The 25,388-nt window shown below is 70.9% G+C and carries 1 protein-coding gene; it reads left to right on the top strand.

All coding sequences use genetic code 11. From position 1 onward, the window contains the following. The first annotated feature begins 513 nt into the window (after positions 1 to 513). Complete coding sequence (locus OCQ_RS15330; protein ID WP_014385154.1) at positions 514 to 25,287, top strand: non-ribosomal peptide synthase/polyketide synthase; 24,774 nt, start codon at positions 514 to 516, stop codon at positions 25,285 to 25,287. Positions 25,288 to 25,388: the final 101 nt, after the last annotated feature.

Genomic DNA, 25,388 nt, shown 5'->3' with positions numbered 1-25,388 from the left:
AGCGCGGCGTGGCCCCTACGGACCGCGCCGCGCTGCTGCATGGGCAATTCCCGTTTGTGATTGAGTGACGCCCGACCAGCGCCCGCCGCCAATCACGCGGCAATAACGGTCACCTCCGCGAAAGGCGTCGGCGAAACCGTCAAACCCCCTGATCCAATCAATACTGTATGTAGCTACACTATCCACGATCAGTACCTCAGGTATCTGAAGTACGGGATTAGCAGGTGCAGTCTACGGTTTTGGGTAATTCACAGGACATTAAGTTTGGATAACCCTGGACTACCGGGGTTCGCGTCTACTAGCCTTCCCAACTGTTGCACTCGTGTTGAAGACGAGATTTCCGGAGTCGGTGAGCGTCGGCCGTTCGATAGCGACACCCGCCAGCCTGGTCGTCTCGGTCAACGACGAACTGCGACGCCGGGGCTACATCGAACGGAAGCGGACCGGGCTTCTGCGCGAGCGGTATCAGACAACCGGGGGGTTGAAAGGAAGACCCTGTGGTTGGGGCGTGGGATGCAGCTTGATCGTCAAGCACTTCCGCTGACGCGCGGACAGCTGGACATCTGGCTGGCGCGCGAGACAGGTCACTCCAACACCGAGTGGCAGCTCGGTCTGTTCGTACGGATCGACGGCGTGGTCCAGCGCGATGCCCTGCAGTGGGCGATCCGGCAGGCGGTGCGGGAGGCCGAGCCGGCCAGGGCGGCCTTCTTCGAGGTGGACGGCCAGGTCTTCCAGCGGGCGATCGATTACCCCGACGTCGAGCTGGCCTTTGACGACCTGACCGACGCGCCCGATCCCGTGCGGGAAGCGCGCCGGCGGGCGCTGGCGATCCAGCGCACGCCCATGCCGCTCACCGGGCCGCTGTTCCGGTTCGTCCTATTTGCGACCCGGCGCGACGAGTTCTTCTTGTTCGCCTGCTGCCACCACATCGTCATCGATGGGACCGGCGTCGCGCTGGTCGGTCACCGCATCGCCTCGATCTACTCCGCGATCGTGTCCGCCGGACCCATTCCCACGGCCGTCTTCGGCTCCTTGCAGGAGCTGATCGACTGCGAATCGCAGTACGAGCGCTCCGGTGATTACCGGGACGACGAGGCGTATTGGACGGCGAACCTGCCCCCCGCCGGCCAGGGCCACCATCGGCCGCCCGACGGCGCCACGGAGCGCGACCCGTGGCCGTCCGCCCCGACGGCCCTGGACCCCGCGGTGCTGCGCCGCGTCAATCGGTTCTGCGAGGCGTGGGCGGTGTCCCAGACATCGGTCATCACCGCGGCCTGCGCGCTGCTGGTGCGCGGGTGGTCCGCCGACGGCTCGGACGTGGTGCTCGATTTCCCCGTCAGCCGGCGCGTACGTCCGGAGCAGAAGACGCTGCCCGGGATGGTCGCCGGCGTGGTGCCGCTGGTGTTGAGCGCCTCGCCGCAGTCCACCGTCGCCGCCTTCTGCAAACACGTCGAGACGCGAATCGACGAAGCGATCCAGCACCAGCGCTTTCCGGTGCACGCGCTGGAGCGCAAGGTCCGCGGCCTGACGCAACCGCCCGAACGGGTCAGCGTCAACTTCATCCCGTCGGCGTTCACGCTGCCCTTCGGCGGCGTCATGGCCTCGGCGTCGTACACGAACTCCGGTCAGGCGGACGGCTTCGGGCTGATCTTCTCCGGCGACGGCGACGACCTCTTCCTCAGCACGGCGGGCGCGTGGGAACCGTGGGCCCACCTCGACGCCGCCGGCCTGGCGGACCGACTCGAACAGCTCTTGGTCGCGATGACGGCCGATCCGACCCGGCGGCTGCTGTCCCTCGACGCCGTCGACGCCGACGAGCGCGCTCGGCTCGACGAATGGGGCAACGCGTCCGCGTTGCGCCGGCCGGCGGCGCCCGTGACCGTGGTCGAGCTGCTCGCCGCGCAGGCGGCGCGCACCCCGGATGCGGTGGCGCTGACGTTCGAAGACCGGTCCATGACCTACCGCGAGCTCGACGAGGCCGCCAACCGGCTGGCGCACGTGCTGGTCGACCGCGGCGCCGGCCCGGGTGCGTTTGTGGCGCTGCTGTTTTCGCGGTCGGCCGAGGCGATCGTGGCGATCCTGGCGGTGCTCAAGTCCGGCGCGGCGTATCTGCCGATCGATCCCGCCCTGCCGGCGGCCCGGGTGGAGTTCATGCTCACCGACGCCGCCCCGGTGGCCGCGGTCACCACCGCCGACCTGGCCGACAGGTTCGACGGCTTCGACCTGATCGTCGTCGACGTGGCCGACCCGGCCGTGGCGGGCGCGCCGTGCACCGCTTTGCGGGCGCCGGATCCGACGGATTTGGCCCATTTGATCTACACCTCGGGCACCACCGGTGTGCCCAAAGGCGTTGCGGTGACTCAACACAACGTCGCGCAGTTGTTCGACGACCTGCGGCTCGGTTTCGCCTTGTCGGCCGAGCAGGTGTGGACCCAATTCCACTCCTATGCGTTCGACTTCTCGGTGTGGGAGATCTGGGGCGCGCTGCTGCATGGCGGGCGCCTGGTCGTCGTGCCGGATGCGGTGGCCCGCTCACCCGAGGAGTTCCACGCCCTGCTGGTGCGCGAGGGCGTCACGGTGTTGACCCAGACCCCCTCGGCGGTGGGGCTGCTGCCCACCGACGGCCTGGACTCCACGGCGTTGGTGATCGGCGCCGAGCCCTGCCCGCCGGAGCTGGTGGACCGCTGGGCGCCGGGTCGGGTGATGGTCAACGTGTACGGCCCGACCGAGACCACGATGTGGGCGTGCAAGAGCGCGCCCTTGACGGCGGGGTCGGGCTTCCCGCCGATCGGCTCCCCGGTGAGCTGGGCGGCGTTCTTCGTGCTCGACGAGTGGTTGCGCCCGGTGCCCGCCGGGGTGGTCGGGGAGCTGTACCTGGCCGGCGAAGGTGTCGGTGTCGGCTATTGGCGGCGTCCCGGGCTGACCGCGTCGCGGTTCATGGCCTGCCCGTTCGGCGAACCCGGCACCCGCATGTACCGCACCGGCGACCTGGTCTGCTGGGGCCGCTCCGGATCCGGGGAGGGGCAGCTGCAGTATCTGGGCCGCGCCGATGAACAGGTTAAGGTGCGTGGGTACCGCATCGAATTGGGCGAGATCCGCGCCGCGCTGCTCGAGGTGGAGGGCGTTGAACACGCGGCGGTGCTCGTCCGTGAAGATCGTGCCGGCGAGAAGCGTCTCGTCGGCTATGTGACAGGAGCCGCTGACCCGACCGATATTCGGGCCCGGTTGGGTCGGCGGCTCCCCACGTACATGGTCCCGTCGGCGGTCGTGGCGCTCGACGCGCTGCCGATGACGGTCAACGGCAAGCTCGACACCCGCGCCCTGCCCGCCCCGGACTACCAGGGCGGCAACGGATACCGCGCCCCGGAAAGCGCCATCGAGGAAATCCTGGCCGGCATCTTCGCCCGGGTCCTCGGCGTCGAACGCGTCGGGATCGACGACTCCTTCTTCCACCTCGGCGGCGACTCGCTGTCCGCGATGCGGCTGGTCTCCGCGGTCAACACCGGCCTCGACGCCCACCTCGGGGTGCGGACCTTGTTCGAGTCGCCCACGGTCGCCGAGCTGGCGCCGCGGGTGTGCGGCGGGGGAAGCACGCTCGCGCGGGTCGTCGCGGCCGAGCGGCCGGCCGTGGTGCCGCTGTCGTTCGCGCAATCCCGCCTGTGGTTCCTCGACCAGCTGCACGGTCCGTCGCCGGTGCACAACATGTCCGTCGCCCTGCGGCTGCGCGGGCCGCTGGACCCCGACGCCATGGGCACCGCGCTGGGCGACGTGGTGGCACGCCATGAAAGCTTGCGCACGGTGTTCGTCGCGTCCGAGGGGACGCCCCGGCAGGTGGTGGTCCCGGTCGAGCGCGCCCGGGTCGGCTGGCAGGTCATCGACGCCGGCGGATGGCCGGTCGGCCGGCTGAGCCAGGCCATCGAGACCGAGGCGTGCCACCGATTCGACCTTTCCAACGAAATCCCTTTGCGGGCAAAGCTTTTCCGGCTCGCCGAGGACGACCACGTGTTGGTGGCGGTGGCCCACCACATCGCCGCGGACGGATGGTCGCTGACCCCGCTGGTGCGCGACCTCGGCGCGGCCTACGTGCGCAGGTCCCGCGGGCAGGCCCCGGATTGGGCGCCGCTGCCGGTGCAATACGTCGACTACACGCTATGGCAACGCGCCCAATTCGGTGACCTCGACGATCCGGGCAGCCCCATCGCCGCGCAGCTGAGGTACTGGCAGGACGCGCTGGCCGGGATGCCCGAACGCCTCGAACTGCCGACCGATCGCCCCTACCCGCCGGTCGCCGACCACCGCGGCGCGCGCATCGACGTCGAGTGGCCGGCCGAACTGCAGCAGCGGGTCGCGCAGGTGGCGCGGGCCCACAACGCGACCACCTTCATGGTCGTGCAGGCGGCCCTGGCCGTGCTGCTGTCGAAGGTCAGCGCGAGTTCCGATGTGGCGGTGGGCTTCCCGATCGCCGGCCGCGGCGATCCGGCGCTCGACGATGTCGTCGGCTTTTTCGTCAACACCCTGATTTTGCGGGTCGACCTGAGCGGCGACCCCAGCGTCGCCGAGCTGGTGGCCCGGGTGCGCCAGCGCAGCCTGGCGGCCTACGAACACCAGGACGTACCCTTCGAAGTCCTGGTGGACCGGCTCCATCCCACCCGCGACCTGGCGCATCATCCGCTCGTCCAGGTGGTGTTGGCCTGGCAGAACCTGCCCTGGCAGCACGACGGCCCCGCCGCCGGGCTGGAGCTGGGCGACGTTCGGGTCACCCCGCTGCCGGTCGACACCCAGGTCGCCCGCATGGACCTGGTGTTCTCCCTGGCCGAACGGTGGGACGAGGAGGGCGCGCCCGCCGGCATCGGCGGCATGGTGGAGTTCCGCACCGACGTATTCGACGCGGACAGCATCGAGACGCTGATCGAGCGGCTGCGCCGGATGCTCGCGGCCATGACCGCCGACCCCGACCGCCCGCTGTCGGCGATCGACCTGCTCGACGCCGCCGAGCGCGAACGGCTCGACGACATCGGCAACCGCGCGGTGTTGACCATGCCGTCCATGGCCGCCCTGGTGTCGATCCCGGCGTTGTTCGCCGCGCAGGTGGCCCGCGGCCCGGGGGCGGTGGCGATCACCTGCGGCGGGCGGTCGTTCACCTACCGCCACCTGTACGAGGCCACAAATCGGTTGGCGCACTTGCTCGTTGAGCGGGGCGCGGGCCCGGGCCAGCGGGTCGCGGTCGCGGTGCCGCGGTCGGCCGAGGCGATCGTGGCGATCCTGGCGGTGCTCAAGACGGGCGCCGCCTACGTGCCGATCGACCCGAGCGTGCCGGCGGCGCGGGTGCAGTTCGTGCTCGGTGACGCCGCGCCGATCGCGGCGGTGACCACCGCCGAGGTGCGGCCGCAGTTGGGTGGCTTCGCCGGGCAGATCATCGACATCGACGACCCCGCCGTCGCCGGCCAGCCCGCCACGGGCCTGCCGGTGCCGTCGGCGGACAGCATCGCCTACATCATCTACACCTCGGGGTCCACCGGCGTTCCCAAGGGGGTGGCGGTCACCCACAGCAACGTCACCCAGCTGCTGGAGTCCATCGACGCTCAACTCGACGTCGGGCAGGTCTGGACCCAGTGCCATTCCCTGGCTTTCGACTTCTCGGTGTGGGAGGTCTTCGGCGCTCTCCTGCACGGAGGTCGCCTGGTCGTCGTGCCCGACGATGTCGTGCGATCACCAGATGACTTGCGCGCCTTGCTGGTTCGCGAGCAGGTCAGCGTGCTCAGCCAGACGCCGTCGGCGTTCTATGCGCTGCAGAGTGCCGACGCGTTGGCCCCGGAGCTGGGTGAGCAGCTGAAGTTGCAGACGGTGGTGTTCGGCGGGGAGGCGTTGGAGCCGCGCCGGCTGTCGACGTGGCTGCATCACCATCCCGGCCTGCCGCGGATGATCAACATGTACGGCATCACCGAGACCACGGTGCACGCCTCGTTTCGCGAGATCCTTCGCGGCGACGTCGACAACAACGTGAGCCCGATCGGGGTGCCGTTGGGCAACCTCGCCTTCTTCGTGTTCGATGGGTGGCTCCGCCCCGTGCCGGTCGGGGTGGTCGGCGAGTTGTACGTCGCCGGTGGGGGATTGGCCACCGGCTATGTGGGCCGCCCGGGGCTGTCGGCGTCACGATTCGTGGCCTGCCCCTTCGGTGCGCCCGGCGCGCGGATGTATCGCACCGGTGACCTCGTCCGGTGGAGCGCCGACGGGCAGCTGCAGTACATCGGCCGCGCCGACGAGCAGGTCAAGATCCGCGGTTACCGCATCGAGTTGGGCGAGATCCGTGCTGCGCTGGCCGACGTCGAGGGCGTCGAGCAGGCGGCGGTGCTCGTTCGTGAGGATCGTGCCGGCGACAAGCGTCTCGTCGGTTATGTGACCGGAGCCGCCGACCCTTCCGAGATTCGGGCCCGGTTGGGTCGGCGGCTCCCCACCTACATGGTGCCGGCGGCGGTGGTGGTGCTCGACGTGCTGCCGCTGACGGTCAACGGCAAGCTCGACACCCGCGCCCTGCCCGCCCCGGAATACTCCGACGTCGACCGCTACCGGGCGCCGGCGAGCGCCATCGAGGAGATCCTGGCCGGCATCTACGCCCAGGTGCTGGGGGTGGAGCGCGTCGGTGTGGACGACTCCTTCTTCGACCTCGGCGGGGACTCGCTGTCGGCGATGCGCCTGATCGCGGCCGTGAATGCCGCTCTGGATGCCGGGGTTTCGGTGCGCGCGTTGTTCGAGGTGCCCACGGTGGCCCAATTGGCTCCGCGCCTCGACGAGGGTGCGGAACGGCTCTCGCGGGTCGCGGCGGCCGACCGGCCGGCGGTGGTGCCGTTGTCGTTCGCGCAGTCCCGGCTGTGGTTCATCGATCAGCTGCAGGGGCCCTCGCCGATGTACAACATGGCAGCAGCGTTGCGGCTGCGCGGGCCGCTGCAGGTGGAGGCGCTGCGGGCCGCGCTCGTCGACGTGGTGGGCCGCCACGAGAGTTTGCGCACGGTGTTCGCCGTGTCCGACGGGACGCCACAACAGGTGGTGTTGCCCGCCGAGGGGGTCGATATCGGGTGGGAAGTAATAGATGCCGCCGGCTGGTCGCCGGCACGGATAAAGGAGGGCGTTGATGCCGCAGCCGATTATGCATTTGATCTGTCAGCCGAAATACCCTTGCAGGCCAAGCTTTTCCGTGCCTCCGACGACGAGCATGTGCTGGTGGCGGTGGTCCATCATATTGCTGCGGATGGTTGGTCGCTGAATCCTCTGGTGCACGACCTGGGGGTCGCCTATGCCGGCCGCTGCGCCGGACGGGCCCCACAATGGTCTCCGCTGGCGGTGCAGTACGTGGATTACACCCTCTGGCAGCGAGCCCAATTCGGAGACCTCGACGACCCGGAGAGCCCGATCGTCGAGCAGCTCGCGTATTGGGAGCGCACGCTGGCGGGCCTGCCCGAAAGGGTCGAGCTGCCGACGGATCGACCGTACCCGGCGGTGGCCGACTACCGCGGCGCCAACGTGGACATCGACTGGCCGGCCGAGTTGCAGCAACACATCCGCGCGGTGGCGCGGGCGCACAACGCCACCAGTTTCATGGTGGTGCAGGCCGCCCTGGCGGTGCTGCTCGGCAAGATCGCCGCGACTTCCGATGTGGCCGTGGGCTTTCCGATCGCCGGGCGGCGCGATCCCGCCCTGGACGAACTGGTGGGCTTCTTCGTCAACACGTTGGTGCTGCGGGTCGACTTGGCCGGCGATCCCAGCGTTGCCGACGTGTTGGCCCGGGTCCGCCGGAGCAGCCTGGCGGCCTACGAAAATCAGGACGTGCCGTTCGAGTTCCTGGTGGAGCGACTCAACCCCACCCGTTCCCTGGCGCATCATCCGCTGACGCAGGTGATGTTGGCCTGGCAGGGCAACGATCCCGCCGAGCTGAGCCTGGGTGAACTGCGGATCACCGCGGTTCCGGTGCAGACCCGCACCGCGCGTACCGATTTGACGTTCTCCTTGTTCGAACGCCGCAGCGGCGACGGCCGGCCCGCGGGAATCGGCGGCACCGTCGAGTTCCGCACCGACCTGTTCGACGCGGACACCATCCGTGTGCTCACCGAACGGTTGCGGCGGGTGCTGGTCGCCATGGCCGCCGACCCCGGTCGCAGACTCTCGTCGATCGACGTACTGGACGACGACGAGCACGCCCGCCTTGACCAGTGCGCCAATCGTTCGGCATTGCGCCGGCCGAGCGCGGGGGCGTCGGTCCCGGCGCTGTTCGGCGCGTGGGTGCAGCGCGCGCCGCACGCGGTGGCGATCAGGTGCGCTGGGCGATCGTGGACCTACGAGCAAGTGGAGTCGGACGCGAATCGGCTGGCGCACCTGCTGGTTGGCCGCGGTGTGGGCCGCGGCCAGCGCGTGGGCCTGCTGCTCGAGCGCTCGGCCGAGGCCGTGATCGCGATTCTGGGGGTGCTGAAAACGGGGGCGGCCTATGTGCCGATGGACCCGGCGGTGCCGGCGGCGCGGATCGGCTTCATGGTCGCCGACGCCGGCATGCGGGCCGTGGTGACCAGCGCCGAGTTGCGTTCGCGGCTAGGAGAATTCGGCGGGCCGATCGTCGAGGTCGACGACCCGGCCCTGGCGCCGCATCCGGCGACGCCGGTGGCGGCGGGGCCGGCGGCCGACGACGTCGCGCACGTCATCTACACGTCGGGCACCACGGGTAGGCCCAAGGGGGTGGCGGTCACCCACGCGAACGTGACGCAGCTGTTCGGTGCGCTGGACGCCGGGGTGGAACTGGGGCCCGATCAGGTGTGGAGCCAGTGCCATTCGCTGGCATTCGATTTCTCGGTGTGGGAGATCTGGGGTGCGCTGCTGCACGGCGGGCGGCTGGTGGTGGTGCCCGATACGGAGGCCCGGTCGCCGGAAGAGTTGCGCGCCAAACTCATTGGCGAGCGCGTCACCGTGTTGACCCAGACGCCGTCGGCGCTGGGGATGCTGTCGCCGCGGGGCTTGGAGACGGTCACGGTGGTGGTGGGCGCCGAACCGTGTCCGGGTGAGCTGGTGGATCGGTGGGCGCCCGGCCGGGTGATGGTCAACGTGTACGGCCCGACGGAGACCACCATGTGGGTGTCGCACAGCCCACCTCTGACAGCGGGGCGGGCGCGGTCCGGGCCACCGGCAATCGGGTCGCCGGTGGCCGGAGCCGCGCTCTTCGTGCTGGACGGGTGCCTGCGCCCGGTGCCCGCCGGCGTGGTGGGGGAGTTGTACGTCGCCGGTGCCGGGGTGGGCGTGGGCTATCTGGGGCGGGCGGGGCTGACGGCGTCGCGATTTGTGGCGTGCCCGTTCGGTGGGGCCGGCGCACGGATGTATCGCACCGGCGACCTCGCCCGATGGGACCGCGACGGACAGTTGCACTATGTCGGCCGCGCCGACGAGCAGGTCAAGATTCGCGGCTATCGCATCGAGTTGGGCGAAATCCGCTCCGCCCTGGCCGAATTGGAGGGTATCGAGCAAGCCGCGGTGCTCGCCCGCGAAGATCGTGCCGACGAGAGGCGTCTCGTCGGCTATGTGACCGGAGCCGCTGACTCCGCCGACATTCGGGCCCGGTTGGGTCAGCGGCTCCCCACCTACATGGTGCCGGCGGCGGTGGTGGTGCTCGACGCGATGCCGTTGACGGTCAACGGCAAGCTCGACACCGCCGCCCTGCCGGCCCCGGACTACCGGGACGCCGGCCGGTATCGGGCCCCGGACAACGCGGTCGAGGAGACTCTGGTGGGCGTCTACGCCCGGGTGCTCGGCGTCGAACGGGTCGGCGTCGACGATTCCTTCTTCGACCTCGGCGGCGACTCCCTCTCGGCGATGCGTTTGATCACCGCGATCAACGCCGACCTGGACGCCGGGCTGACCGTCCGATCCGTGTTCGAGGCCCCCACGGTCGCGCAGCTGGCGCTCCGGGTCGAGGCCGGCGCCGGCCGCGCCGGACGATTGGTGGCCGGCGAGCGCCCGGCGCTGCTTCCGTTGTCGTTCGCCCAGACCCGCCTGTGGTTCATCGATCAGCTGCAGGGGCCCTCGCCGATGTACAACATGGCGGTCGCCCTGCGCCTTTCCGGCCGCCTGGATGCCGACGCGATGGGGGCCGCCCTGGACGACGTGGTGGCCCGACACGAAAGCCTGCGGACGATCTTCCTCGCCCCCGAGGGCGCCCCCCAACAGGTCGTGCTGCCCGCCAAACGGGCCGACGTCCACTGGCAGGTCGTCGACGCGACGCGGTGGCCCTCGTCCTGGCTGGCGGAGGCCACCCAGGACGCGGCGCGCTACACCTTCGACCTCGCCACCGAAATCCCGTTGCGGGCCTGGCTATTCCACACCGGCGAGGACGAACACGTGTTGGTGGCGGTCGTCCACCACATCGCCGCCGACGGATGGTCGGTGACCCCGCTGGTGCGCGATCTGGGGGAGGCCTACGCGGCCCGCCGCGGCGGGCGGGCGCCGGATTGGGCGCCGCTGCCGGTGCAATACGTCGACTACACCCTGTGGCAACGGGGCCGATTCGGCGACCTCGACGACCCCGACAGCCCCATCGCGGCGCAACTGGACTATTGGGAGCGCGCCCTGGCCGGGCTGCCGGAACACGTTGAGCTGCCCACGGATCGGCCCTACCCGCTGGTGGCCGACCATCGCGGGTCCAGCGTGGACGTGCACTGGCCGGCCGCCCTGCAGCACCAAGTCGCCGAGCTGGCGCGGGCACACAACGCAACGAGCTTCATGGTCGTCCAGGCGGCCCTGGCGGTGCTGCTGTCCGCGTTGAGCGCCAGTCCCGATGTGGCCGTGGGGTTCCCGATCGCCGGGCGGAGCGACCCCGCCCTGGATGAGGTGGTCGGGTTCTTCGTCAACACCCTGGTTCTGCGGGTCGACCTCAGTGGCGACCCCACCGTCGCCGAACTGCTGGGCCGGGTGCGCCGGCGCAGCCTGGCGGCCTACGAACACCAGGATGTGCCGTTCGAGGTGCTGGTGGAACGGCTCAACCCGGCCCGCGACATGGCGCATCATCCGCTGGTCCAGGTCATGCTGGCCTGGCAGAACAACGACCCCGTCGACATGAGCCTCGGCGACGTGCGGGCGACGCCGCTGCCGCTCGAAACCCAGGTCGCCCGCATGGATCTGGTGTGGTCGCTGGCCGAACGGTGGGACGAGGACGGAGAGCCCGTCGGCATCGCCGGGGCGGTGGAGTTCCGCACCGACGTCTTCGATGCGGCCAGCATCGAGTCACTCGTCACGCGCTTGCAACACGTGCTGGCCGCCATGACCGCCGACCCCACCCGGCCGCTGTCCGCGATCGACGTCCTCGACGAATCCGAGCGCGCCCACCTCGACGCCATCGGCAACCGCGCCGTGCTGACCCGGCCCGCGACCGCACGCGCGTCCATCCCGGCCTTGTTCGCCGCGCAGGTGGCACGGGACCCCGAGGCAGTCGCGATCACCTGCGGCGAGCGGGCGTGGACCTACCGTGAAGTGTACGAGATCACAAACCGGTTGGCGCACAGGCTGATTGGTTGCGGCGCCGCGCCGGGCCAGCGGGTCGCGGTGGCGATGCCACGGTCGGCCGAAGCGATCGTGGCGATCCTGGCGGTCCTCAAGACCGGGGCCGCGTATGTGCCGATCGACCCGGCGCTGCCGACCGCCCGCATCGAGTTCATGCTCACCGACGCCGAACCGATCGCGGCGGTGACCACCGCCGAGGTGCGGCCACGGTTGGGCGCATTCGCCGGGCACATCATCGACGTCGACGACCCCGCCCTGGCCACGCAGCCCGCCACCGGGCTGCCGGACCCGTCGCCCGACGACATTGCGTACGTCATCTACACCTCCGGGACCACCGGCGTGCCCAAGGGTGTGGCGGTCACGCACCACAACGTCACCCAGCTGTTGCGGTCGGTGGACGCCCAACTGGACCTGGGGCGGGTGTGGGGCCACTGCCACTCGCCGGCCTTCGACTTCTCGGTCTGGGAGATCTTCGGCGCGCTGCTGCGCGGGGGACGCCTCGTCGTCGTCCCCGACGACATCGTCGGCTCGCCGGAAGACCTGCACGCCTTGCTGATTGCCGAACGCGTCACCGTGCTGAGCCAGACCCCGTCGGCGGTGGCGGCGCTCTCGCCGCACGGGCTGGACTCGGTGGCGCTGGTCGTCGGCGGCGAGCCGTGCCCGGTCGAGGTCATGGACCGGTGGGCCCCCGGACGGGTGATGGTCAATCAATACGGCCCCACCGAGACCACGATGTACGCGGCCATGACGGCGCCGCTGACGGCGGGCTCCGCTCCGGTGCCGATCGGGTCGCCGGTGCCCGGGGCCGCCCTGTTCGTGCTGGACCGATGGTTGCGCGCGGTGCCGCCCGGCGTGGTCGGCGAGCTGTACATCGCCGGACGCGGCGTCGCCGCGGGCTACCTGGGCCGGGCGGCGCTGACGGCCTCGCGGTTCGTGGCGTGCCCGTTCGGCGGTAACGGAACGCGGATGTATCGCACCGGGGACGTGGTGCGCTGGGGCCGCGACGGTCAGCTGGAGTACCTCGGTCGCGCCGACGAGCAGGTCAAGATCCGCGGCCACCGCATCGAACTGGGCGAAATCCGCTCCGCCCTCGCCGAATTGGACGGCGTCGAGCAGGCCGCGGTGATCGCCCGGAACGACCCTGCCGCCGCGCGGCTGGTGGGCTACGTGACCGGGACCGCCGACCCGTCCGAGACCCGGGCGCGGCTCGCCGAGCGGCTGCCGTCCTACATGGTGCCGTCGGCGGTGGTGGTGCTGGACGCGTTGCCGTTGACGGCCAACGGCAAGCTCGACACCCGCGCCCTGCCGGCACCGGACTACCAGGGCGGCAACGGATATCGCGCTCCGGAAAACGCCATCGAGCAGATCTTGGCCGGCATCTACGCCCAGGTGCTGGGCGTCCAACGGGTCGGGGTGGACGACTCGTTCTTCGACTTGGGCGGCGACAGCATCCTGTCGATGCAGGTGGTGGCCCGGGCTCGCGCGGCCGGCGTAATGTGCCGGCCCCGCGATGTTTTCGTCGAGCAGTCGGTGGCCCGGCTGGCGCGGGTCGTCACGCTGGCCACCGGCGAGGACGACGTGGTCGACGAGGGGATCGGGCCGGTGGTGGCCACCCCGATCATGCGTTGGCTGCGCGACATGGACGGCCCCATCGAGCAGTTCAACCAGACCATGGTGCTGGCGGCGCCCGCCGGGGTGGGCCAGGCTGACGTGGCGGTCGTGCTGCAGGCGCTGCTGGACCGCCATCCCACGCTGCGGCTCTGCGTCGACGACGACGGGGCCGGCGGCTGGGACATACACGTTCCCGAAGCGGGCTCGGTGGACGCCCGGGCCTGCCTGCGCACCGTCGACGCGCTCTCGGAGGAGGCGCTGATGCGGGCCCGCGCGCGGCTGAACCCCGGCGCCGGCGTGCTGGTGTGCGCGGTATGGGCAAGCGCGACAAACCAATTGGCATTGATCGTCCACCACCTGGCCGTCGACGGTGTGTCCTGGCGGACCCTGATCGAGGACCTCAACATCGCCTGGGCCCAACATCACCGCGGCCAACCGATCGAGCTGCCCGCCCCCGGCACCTCGTTCGCCCGCTGGTCGTCGCTACTGGCCCAGCACGCGAAGGATCCGGCGGTGACCGAGCTGGCGGAGGTGTGGCGGCGAATCACCGAGACGCCGCCGGCGTTGCCGCCCGCCCAGCCGTGGGACACCTATGAGACGGCCGGGCAGTTGTCGGCGGCGCTGGACGCCGAGACGACCCGCCAGCTGCTGGGCGAGGTGCCCGCCGCGTTTCACGCCGGGGTGCAAGACATCCTGCTGATCGCCTTCGGGCTGGCATTCACCGAATTCCTGGGAACGGCGAGGCCGATCGGCATCGACGTCGAGGGCCACGGGCGCAACGAGGAACTGGCCCCCCACGTGCACCTGTCCCGCACCGTCGGGTGGTTCACCGCCAAGTACCCGGTGGCCCTCGACGTCGGCGGGCTGGACTGGGCTCGCGTGGTCGCGGGTGAGGCCGCGCTGGGGGCGGTGATCAAGGACGCCAAGGAGCAGTTGCGCGGGCTGCCCGACGGCCTGACCTACGGGCTGTTGCGCTACCTGAATCCCGAAGCGGACCTGGGCGGTCCGGACCCGGCCATCGGCTTCAACTACCTGGGCCGCCTCGGGGGAGCGCCCGCCGAATCGTCCGACGGGCTATGGCAACTCAGCCCGAACAGCCACGCGCTGGGCGCCGCGGCGGCGGCGGCGGCCCTGCCGTTGCCGCACACGGTGGAACTCAACGCCGGCACCATGGACACCGAGGACGGCCCGCACCTGCACGCCAGCTGGACGTGGGCGTCCTCGGCGCTCACCCACGATCAGGTAAACCGGTTGAGCCGGTTGTGGTTTGACGCCCTGGCCGGCATCTGCGCACACGTGCGCCGCGACGGCGGCGGGCTGACGCCGTCGGACATCGCACCGGCCCGCCTGGACCAGCAGCAGATCGACGAACTCGAGCGGCGATACGACGTCGCCGATATCCTGCCGTTGACCCCGCTGCAGCAGGGGCTGCTCTTTCATTCGACGACGCAACCCGACGGCGACGTGTACGCGGTGCAGCTGACCATCACGCTGCGCGGCGGCCTCGACCCCCAGCGGCTCCACCACGCCGTGCAGAACGCCGTCGCCCGCCACCCCAACCTCGCCGCCCGATTCTGCTCCGGCTTCGGCGACCCGGTGCAGATCATCCCGGTCACCCCCGAAATCGCCTACCGCCACGTCGAACTCGACGGCGACGCCGACGACATCGACGACCAGGTCCGGCGGATGTCCGCCGCAGAACGCGCCGCGGTGCGAGACCTCGACGACCAGCCACCCCTGCGGGCCACGCTGATTCGCACCGCGGACCAGGAATTCCGGTTCGTGCTCACCGTCCACCACATCGTGATGGACGGCTGGTCACTACCGATCCTGCTGCAGGAGATCTTCGCCTGCTACTACGGGTCGCGGCTACCGGCTGCGCCGCCCTACCGCCGCTTCGTCACCTGGCTGGCGGCCCGCGACGCTCCGGCCGCCCGCGCCGCGTGGCGCGACGCGCTCGACGGTTTCGACACCCCCGCCCTGGTGGGCCCGGCGGGTCGGGCGGAGCTCGGGCCGCGGGGAGCCGCCGCTGTCCGGCTCTCCGCCGAAACCACCGGTGCGCTCGGCGAACTCGCCCGCTCCTGCCGCACCACCCTCAACACCGTGCTGCAGGCCGCCTGGGCGCAACTGCTGATGTCGCTGACCGGCCGGCACGACGTCGCCTTCGGCACCGCGGTGTCCGGCCGGCCGGCGGAATTGCCCGGCGCCGAATCCATGGTGGGCCTGCTGATCAACACCGTGCCGGTGCGCGCCCAGGCCACCGCGACGACGACCGTCGCCGAATTTCTGGACCGGCTGCAACGCGCCCACAACGACACCGTCGAGCACCAGCACCTGGCGCTGAACGAAATCCACCGCGTCACCGGACACGACCAACTGTTCGACACGTTGCTGGTGTACGAGAACTATCCGATCGACGCCGCCGCGCTATCGGCGGCCGACGACCTGACCGCCACCGAATTCACCAGCCACGACTACAACCACTACCCGCTGTCGCTGCAAGCCGTGCCGGGCGACGAACTGCGCCTGCGCATCGAATTCGACACCGACGTCTTCGAACCCGCCGCCGTCGACGCCCTGGCCGACCGCCTGCGCCGGCTCCTGACGGCCATGCCCGCCGATCCGGATCGGCCGTTGCGATCACTGGATGCGCTCGACGCGCCGGAGCGCGCCCAGCTGCAACTGTGGGGAAACCAAGCAGTGCTGGCCGCCGAGTCGAGCGCCGCCCTATCGCTCCCGGCGCTGTTCGCCGCGCAGGTCTCCCGCGTCCCCGACGCGGGAGCGGTCACTTTCGAGGGCCGTTCGATGACCTACCGCGAACTCGACGAGGCATCGAACCGATTGGCGCACAGGCTGATCGAGCGCGGCGCGGGGCCCGGGGAGTGCGTGGCGCTGCTGTTCCCGCGTTCGGCCGAGGCGATCGTGGCGATCCTCGCGACGCTCAAGGCGGGGGCCGCCTACCTGCCGATCGACCCCGCGCTGCCCGCGGCGCGCCTCGAGTTCATGCTCGGCGACGCCACCCCGGTCGCCGCGGTCGCCGCCGCCGGCCTGCGGGCCCGGCTGGACGGATTCGAGCTGCCGGTCCTCGACGCCGGCGAGGCCGACGCCGGGCCCACCGGGCCGTTGCCGGCGCCCGCGCCCGAGAACATCGCCTACGTCATCTACACCTCGGGGACGACCGGCGTCCCCAAAGGTGTTGCGGTGACCCACCGCAACGTCACCCAGCTGCTGGAATCGCTGCACGCGACGCTGCCCGAGGCGGGGGTATGGTCACAATGCCACTCGTACGGCTTCGACGTCTCGGTGCAGGAGATCTGGGGCGCGCTGGCCTGCGGCGGTCGGCTGGTGGTGGTGCCCGAGTCGGTGACACGCTCACCGGACGAGCTGCACGCCCTGCTGGCCGCCGAGCGGGTGAGCGTGCTGAGCCACACCCCGTCGGCGCTGACCGCTCTGTCACCGCGAAAGCTGCGCTCGGCGTTGATCATCGGCGGCGAGCCCTGCCCGGCCGCGCTCGCGGACCAATGGGCGCCGGGCCGCGTGATGATCAACGCCTACGGCCCGACGGAAACCACCGTGGACGCGACGCTCAGTGCGCCGCTGACCGCGGGCGCCGGAGCGCCGCCCCTGGGGTCGCCGGTGCCCGGGGCGGCGCTGTTCGTGCTGGACGACTGGCTGCGGCCGGTGCCCGCCGGTGCGGTCGGTGAGCTGTACGTGGCGGGGCACGGGGTCGCCGTCGGGTATCCGCGCCGTCCCGGTTTGACGGCGTCGCGGTTCGTCGCCTGTCCGTTCGGCGCGGCCGGTGCGCGCATGTACCGCACCGGGGACCTGGTGCGGTGGGCGCCGGACGGGCGGCTGCACTACGTCGGCCGCGCCGACCACCAGGTCAAGATCCGCGGCCACCGCATCGAGCTGGGCGAAATCCAGTCCGCGCTCGCCGAATTGGACGGCGTCGGGCGGGTCGCGGTGATCGCCCGCGAGGACACGCCCGGCGACAAGCGGCTCGTCGGCTACATCACCGGCACCGCCGACCCGGTCGAGCTGCGCGCCCGGCTGGCCGACCGGCTGCCGGCCTACCTGGTGCCGGCCGCGGTGGTGGCGATCGAGGCATTGCCCCTGACACCGAACGGCAAACTCGACACCGGGGCCCTGCCGGCGCCCGAATACACCGGCGGCCGGTATCGGGCGCCGGCCACGCCCACCGAGGAGATCTTGGCCGGCATCTACGCCCAGGTGCTCGGGCTCGAGCGCGTCGGCGCGGACGACTCCTTCTTCGACCTGGGCGGGGATTCGCTGTCGGCCATGCGGGTGATCGCCGCGATCAACTCCGGTCTCGACGCGCACCTCGGCGTGCGAACGCTGTTCGAAGCGCCCACAATCGGCGAGCTGGCGGCGCGCGTCAGCGCGAACGGCGGGCTCCTGGCCGGCGTGGAGCGTCGCGAGCGGCCGGCGGTGGTGCCGTTGTCGTTCGCCCAATCGCGGCTGTGGTTCATCGATCAGCTGCACGGCCCGTCGCCGGTGTACAACATGGCGGCGGCACTGCGCCTCGCCGGGCGCCTGGACGCCGGTGCGCTGGGTGCCGCGTTCGCCGACGTGGTGGCGCGGCACGAGAGTTTGCGGACGGTGTTCGCCGCCACCGAGGGCATACCGCAGCAGGTGGTGCTGTCGCCCGATCGGGCCGACGTCACATGGCAGACCATCGACGCCACCGGCTGGTCACCGGCCCGGCTGGAGGGCGCCATCCGCGACGCGGCCCGGCACACCTTCGACCTGGCGACCGAAATCCCGCTGCGGGCAATGCTTTTCCGGGTGAGCGACGAGGAACACGTGCTGGTGGCCGTGGTGCACCACATCGCGGCCGACGGGTGGTCGCTGACTCCGCTGGTGCGCGACCTGGCGCTCGCCTATGCCAGCCGGTCGGTCGGGGATGCGCCGGGCTGGGCGCCGCTGCCGGTGCAGTACGTCGACTACACGCTCTGGCAGCGCGCCCAGTTCGGTGACCTGGAAGACCCGGGCAGCCCGATCGCCGCGCAGCTCGCGTACTGGGAGGAGGCGCTGGCCGGCCTGCCGGAACGGCTGGAACTGCCCACCGATCGTCCGTATCCGTTGGTGGCCGATTTCCGCGGGGCCAGCGTGGCCGTCGACTGGCCCGCGGAGTTGCAGCAGCGGGTGCGCGCGGTGGCGGGCGCGCATAACGCGACGAGCTTCATGGTGGTGCAGGCCGCGCTGGCGGTGCTGTTGGCCAAGATCAGCGCGAGTTCGGATGTGGCGGTGGGCTTCCCGATCGCCGGGCGGCGCGATCCGGCCCTCGACGATGTGGTGGGCTTCTTCGTCAACACCTTGGTGCTGCGCGTCGATCTCGGCGGCGACCCCACGATTGCCGAACTACTGGCGCGGGTGCGCCAACGCAGCCTGGCCGCCTACGAGCATCAGGACGTGCCGTTCGAGGTCCTCGTCGAACGGCTCAACCCGGCCCGCAGCCTCGCGCACCATCCGCTGGTGCAGGTCATGCTGGCCTGGCAGAACGACGAACCCACCGACGTGAGCCTGGGCGACGTGCGCGTCACCGCGCTGCCGGTCGACACCCGCACCGCCCGCACGGATCTCGCGTGGTCGCTGGCCGAACGCTGGAGCGCCGACGGCCGGCCCGAGGGCATCGGCGGGGCCGTGGAGTTCCGCACCGACGTGTTCGACACCGCCACCATCCAAAGTCTGATCGAACGATTGCAGCGGGTGCTGGCGGCCATGACCACCGACCCCGCCCGGCGGCTGTCGTCGATCGACGTGCTCGGCCCCGACGAGCACGCCCGGCTCGACGCGATCGGCAACCGGGCGGCGTTGACCCGGCCACCGCACGCATCGGCCTTGACCCGGGCCTCGATCCCGGCACTGTTCGCCGCCCACGTCGCGCGCACCCCCGAAGCGGTGGCGCTGAGCGACCGGGACCGTTCGATGACCTACCGCGAATTCGATGAGTCCACAAACCGGTTGGCGCACTTGCTCGTTGAGCGGGGAGCGCGGCCGGGGCGGTGCGTCGCCGTCCTGATGGAGCGCTCGGCGCCCGCGATCGTCGCGATCGTGGCGGTGCTGAAGACGGGGGCCGCCTACCTGCCGATCGACCCGGCGATGCCGGACACCCGGGTCGCATTCATGCTGACCGACGCCGCACCGATCGTCGCCCTCACCACCGCGGAACTGCGAGACCGGCTCGACGGTTTCGACGGAGCTGTCATCGACGCCGACGACCCCGCCGTGCACACCCGGCCCGCCACCGCCCTGCCGCCGCCGGCCGACGACAACATCGCCTACGTCATCTACACCTCCGGCACCACCGGCACCCCCAAGGGCGTGGCGGTCACCCACCACAACGTCACCCACCTGCTCGCCTCGCTGCACGACCGGCCGGCGCCGGCGGGGGTGTGGAGCCAGTGCCATTCGCTGGCCTTCGACTTCTCGGTGTGGGAGATCTTCGGCGCCCTGCTGGGCGGCGGACGCCTGCTGGTCGTGCCCGACGAGGTGGTGCGCTCGCCGGAAGACCTGCACGCCTTGCTGATCGCCGAGAACGTCAGCGTGCTGAGCCAAACCCCGTCGGCGTTCTCGGCGCTGCAGAGCCTGGACGGCGCGCGGTCGGGCCCGCGGCTCAACGTCCGGGCCCTCGTGTTCGGGGGCGAAGCGCTGAGCCCGCAACGGCTGGCGAAGTGGCTCGACAGCCATCCCCACCGGCCGCGCGTGATCAACATGTACGGCATCACCGAGACGACGGTGCACGCCTCCTACCGGGAGATCGTCGACAGCGACATCGACACCAACGCCAGCCCCATCGGAATGCCATTGGCGCATCTGGGATTTTTCGTGCTCGACGCGTGGCTGCGGCCGGTGCCCGAGGGTGTGACGGGCGAGCTGTACATCGCCGGTTCCGGCGTCGCGGCCGGTTACGTCGGCCGGGCCGGCCTGACGGCGTCCCGGTTCGTCGCCTGCCCGTTCGGCGCGGCCGGCGCGCGCATGTACCGCACCGGGGACCTGGTGCGGTGGGGCCCGGGCGGGCAGCTGCACTATCTCGGCCGCGCCGACGAGCAGGTCAAGATCCGCGGCTACCGCATCGAGCTCGGCGAGATCCAGTCCGCGCTCACCGAATTGGACGGCATCGAACAGGCCGCGGTCGTCGCCCGCGAGGACCGGCCCGGCGACAAACGGCTCGTCGGCTACATCACCGGGACCGCCGATCCGGTCGAGGTCCGCGCCCGGCTGGCCGAGCATCTACCGGCCTACATGGTCCCGGCCACGGTGCTCGCCGTCGACGCAATGCCGCTGACGGCCAACGGAAAACTCGACACCCGCGCGCTGCCCGCACCCGACCACTCGCACCGGTCGCAGGGCTCCGATCACTACCGCGCCCCGACCACCCCCGTCGAGCGGGCCCTGGCCGACATCTACACCCACGTCCTGGGCGTCGAGAACGTCGGGATCGACGACTCCTTCTTCGACCTCGGCGGGGACTCGCTGTCGGCCATGCGGCTGGTCGCGGAGGTCAACACCGGCCTCGACGTCCACCTCGGCGTGCGGGCCCTGTTCGAGGCGCCCACCATTCGCCGGCTGGCGGCGCGCCTGGGCACCGACGGCGGAGCGCGCGCGCCGCTGGTGGCCGGCGAGCGGCCGGAGATGGTGCCGTTGTCGTTCGCCCAGTCGCGGCTGTGGTTCATGGGCCAATTGCACGGGCCCTCACCGGTGCACAACATGGCGATCGCGTTGCAGCTGCACGGGCGCCTGGACGCCGAGGCGTTCGGCGCGGCGCTGGCCGACGTGATGGCCCGCCACGAGAGCCTGCGGACGATGTTCCCGGCGCGCGAGGGAATACCGCGGCAGCTGGTCGTCGATGTGGACGACGCCGACTGCGGCTGGCAGATCAGCGACGCGCGCGGGTGGTCGACCACCCGGCTGTGCAACGCGGTCGAGACCCTGGTGGGTCACCGGTTCGACCTGGCCACCGAAATCCCGCTGCGGGCAATGCTTTTCCGGGTGAGCGACGACGAACACCTGCTGGTGGCCGTGGTGCACCACATCGCCGCCGACGGGTGGTCGCTCACCCCGCTGGTGCGCGACCTGGGGGAGGCCTACGCCAGCCGCTCGGCCGGCTGCGCCCCGGACTGGGCGCCGCTGCCGGTGCAGTACGTCGACTACACGCTCTGGCAGCGCGCCCAATTCGGCGAACTGCAGGATCCGCACAGCCTGATCGCCGGACAGCTGCGGTATTGGGAACACACCCTGGCCGGAATGCCCGAGCGGCTCGAATTGCCCACGGACCGTCCGTATCCGTTGGTGGCCGATTTCCGCGGCGCGAGCGTGGCCGTCGACTGGCCGGCGGAGTTGCAGCAGCGGGTGCGCGCGGTGGCGGGCGCGCACAACGCGACGAGCTTCATGGTGGTGCAGGCCGCGCTGGCGGTGCTGTTGGCCAAGATCAGCGCGAGTTCTGATGTGGCGGTGGGCTTTCCGATCGCCGGGCGGCGCGACCCCGCCCTCGACGACGTCGTGGGCTTCTTCGTCAACACTTTGGTGCTGCGCGTCGACCTGACCGGTGACCCCACCATCGCCGACGTGCTCGCCCACGTCCGCGCGCGCAGCCTGGCCGCCTACGAGCATCAGGACGTGCCGTTCGAGGTCCTCGTCGAACGGCTCAACCCGGCCCGCAGCCTCGCGCACCATCCGCTGGTGCAGGTCATGCTGGCCTGGCAGAACACCGACTCCGCGGAGCTGAGCCTCGGCGACGTGCGCGTCACCCCGCTGCCGGTCGACACCCGCACCGCCCGCATGGATCTCGCGTGGTCGCTGGCCGAACGCTGGAGCGCCGACGGCCGGCCCGAGGGCATCGGCGGGGCCGTGGAGTTCCGCACCGACGTGTTCGACACCGCCACCATCCAACGTCTGATCGAACGATTGCAGCGGGTGCTGGAGGCCATGACCGCTGACCCCGCCCGGCGGCTGTCGTCGATCGACGTGCTCGGCCCCGACGAGCACGCCCGCCTCGACGCGATCGGCAACCGCGCGGTGCTGGACGGCCCGTCGCGCCCGCCGATGTCGATCCCCGAGGTGTTCGCCGACCACGTCGCGCGCACCCCGCAAGCGGTGGCCGTCACCCATGGGGCGGACTCGTGGACATACCGCGAACTCGACCAGTCATCAAACCGACTGGCGCACTTGCTCGTTGACCACGGTTGCGGGCCGGGGCAGTGCGTGGCGCTGCTCACCGAGCGCTCGGCGCGGGCCGTCGTCGCCATCCTGGCGGTGCTCAAAACCGGGGGCGCGTACGTCCCGATCGACCCAGGCCTGCCCGCCGCCCGAATCGACTTCATGCTCGCCGACGCCGCACCGGCGGCGGTGCTCACCACCGCCGAACACCGCTCGCGCCTCGACGATTTCGACGTGCTCGTCATCGATATCGATGACCCGGCGATCCAGCACCGGCCCACCACGGCGTTGCCGGCGCCGGCGCCGCACCACATCGCGTACACGATCTACACCTCGGGCACCACCGGAGTTCCCAAGGGCGTGGCGGTCACCCACCACAACGCCACCCAATTGTTCGCCTCCCTGGGGGCCGCCGGTCTGCCCGCGGCACCGGCACGGGTGTGGAGCCACTGCCATTCCCTGGCGTTCGACTTCTCGGTGTGGGAGATCTTCGGCGCGCTGCTGCACGGCGGGCGGGTGCTCGTCGTACCGGACGAGGTCGTGCGTTCCCCGAAAGACCTGCACGCCTTGCTCGTTGCCGAACGCGTCGACATGCTGACCCAGACACCGTCCGAGGTGACGATGCTCTCGACCGAGGGCCTGGAGTCCGCGGTGCTGGCGGTCGCGGGCGAAGCGTGCCCGGCCGAAATCGTGCAGCGGTGGGCGTCCGGGCGGGTGATGGTCAACGTCTACGGCCCCACCGAGATCACGATCGTCGCGGCCGTCAGCGCGCCGCTGACACCGGGACCCGAAGCGCCGCCGATCGGTTCGCCGGTATCCGGGGCCGCGCTGTTCGTGCTCGACGGATGCCTGCAGCCGGTGCCCGCGGGCGTGGTCGGCGAGCTGTACGTGGCCGGCGGCGGCGTGTCGACCGGTTACCTGGGCCGGCCCGGTCTGACCGCGTCCCGGTTCGTGGCGTGCCCCTTCGGCGGGGAGGGCGCGCGCATGTATCGCACCGGCGACCTGGCGTCGTGGGGTTCCGACGGGCAGCTGCGCTACGTCGGGCGCGCCGACGAACAGGTCAAGATCCGCGGGTATCGCATCGAACTCGGCGAAATCCAATCCGCGCTGGCCGCGCTGGACGGTGTGGAGCAGGCGCTGGTGATCGCCCGCGAGGACCGCCCGGGCGACAAGCGTCTGGTCGGCTACGTCACCGGGACGGCGAACCCGGCCGAACTCCGCACCCTGCTGGCCGACCGGCTGCCCGCCTACATGGTGCCGGCCGCGGTGGTGGTGCTCGACGCGCTGCCGCTGACACCCGCCGGCAAACTCGACGTCCGCGCCCTGCCCGCCCCCGATTACCAGGGCGGCGACGACTACCTCGCCCCGGCCACCGCGGTCGAGGAGATCCTGGCCTGGCTCTACGGCCAGGTGCTGGGCCTCGAGCGGGTCGGGGTGCAGGAGTCGTTCTTCGACCTGGGCGGGGATTCCCTGTCGGCCATGCGCCTGGTCGCCGCGATCTACAACGCCCTCGACATCCACCTGCCCGTGCGCGCCGTCTTCGAGGCGCCGTCGGTGCGCAGCCTGAGCCAGCAGCTCAACCGCGATCACGATGCCGGGGAAGGCCACCAGGGGGACTTCGCGTCGGTGCACGGCCGCGACGCCACCGAGGTGTACGCCTGCGACCTCACGCTGGACAAGTTCATCGACGCCCTGACGCTGGCCGCCGCGCCGTCGCTGCCGGGACCGAGCGCCGAGGTGCGCACGGTGCTACTGACCGGGGCCACCGGCTTTTTGGGCCGCTACCTGGTGCTGCAATGGCTGGAACGGTTGGAACTGGCCGACGGCAAGCTGATCTGCCTGGTGCGGGCCACCTCCGACGAGGACGCGCGGCGCCGGCTGCAGAGGACCTTCGACCCTCCCGGTTTTGCAGGGGACCCCGCTTTGCGGCGGTATTTCGACGAGCTCGCCGCCGACCATCTCGAGGTCATCGCCGGCGACAAGGGCCGCGCCAATCTCGGCCTGGACGAACACACCTGGCAGCGGCTGGCCGACACCGTCGACCTCATCGTGGACTCCGCGGCCGTGGTCAACGGCGTGCTGCCCTACAGCGAGCTGTTCGCCCCCAACGTCGCCGGCACCGCCGAGCTGATCCGGCTCGCGCTGACCACCAAACTCAAGCCGTACACGTATGTCTCGACCGCCAACGTCGGCGACCAGATCGAGCCGGCCGCGTTCACCGAGGACGCCGACGTCCGCGTCGCCGGCCCGATCCGCACGATCGACGGCAGCTACGGCAACGGCTACGGCAACAGCAAGTGGGCCGGCGAGGTGCTGCTGCGCGAGGCCCACGACCTGTGCGCGCTGCCCGTCGGCGTGTTCCGCTGCGACATGATCCTGGCCGACACCACCTACGCGGGCCAGCTCAACCTGTCCGACATGTTCACCCGATTGCTGTTCAGCGTCGTGGCCAGCGGCGTCGCGCCGCGCTCGTTCTACCAGCTCGACGCCCGCGGCAACCGGCAACGCGCGCACTTCGACGCCCTGCCGGTCGAGTTCGTCGCCGAGTCGATCACCACGCTGGGCGCCCAGGCGGGCCGCGATTCGGCCGCAGGGTTCGAGACCTATCACGTGATGAACCCGCACGACGACGGCATCGGGCTCGACGAGTACGTCGACTGGGTCATCGAGGCCGGCTATCCGATCGAGCGGGTCGACGACTTCGGGGAGTGGCTGCACCGGATGGAGACCGCGCTGCACGCCCTGCCGGAACGCCAGCGCCACCAGTCGGTGCTGCAGCTGCTGCAGTTGCGCAACGCCCAACACGTGCCGCCGGCGGACCCGGCGCGCGGCTGCCTGGGACCGACCGAACGTTTCCGCGCCGCGGTGCAGGAAGCCAAAATCGGCCCCGATAACGACATCCCGCACATCACCGCGGCGGTGATCGTCAAATACGTGACCGACCTGCGGCTGCTCGGTCTGCTTTGAAATATTTTGGGCTGCAGCATATTTCGTCGCCGTGTCCGAAGTCGTCGTTCGTCACGCCTCCCGCTGACTACCATGACCGTAGAACGCGACGGTCCCGCCGC

Source organism: Mycobacterium paraintracellulare (assembly GCF_000276825.1).
GTDB classification, from domain to species: Bacteria; Actinomycetota; Actinomycetes; order Mycobacteriales; family Mycobacteriaceae; genus Mycobacterium; species Mycobacterium intracellulare.
The sequence above is the reverse complement of the archived record's forward strand: the minus strand, read 5'-3'. Positions and strand labels throughout refer to the sequence as shown.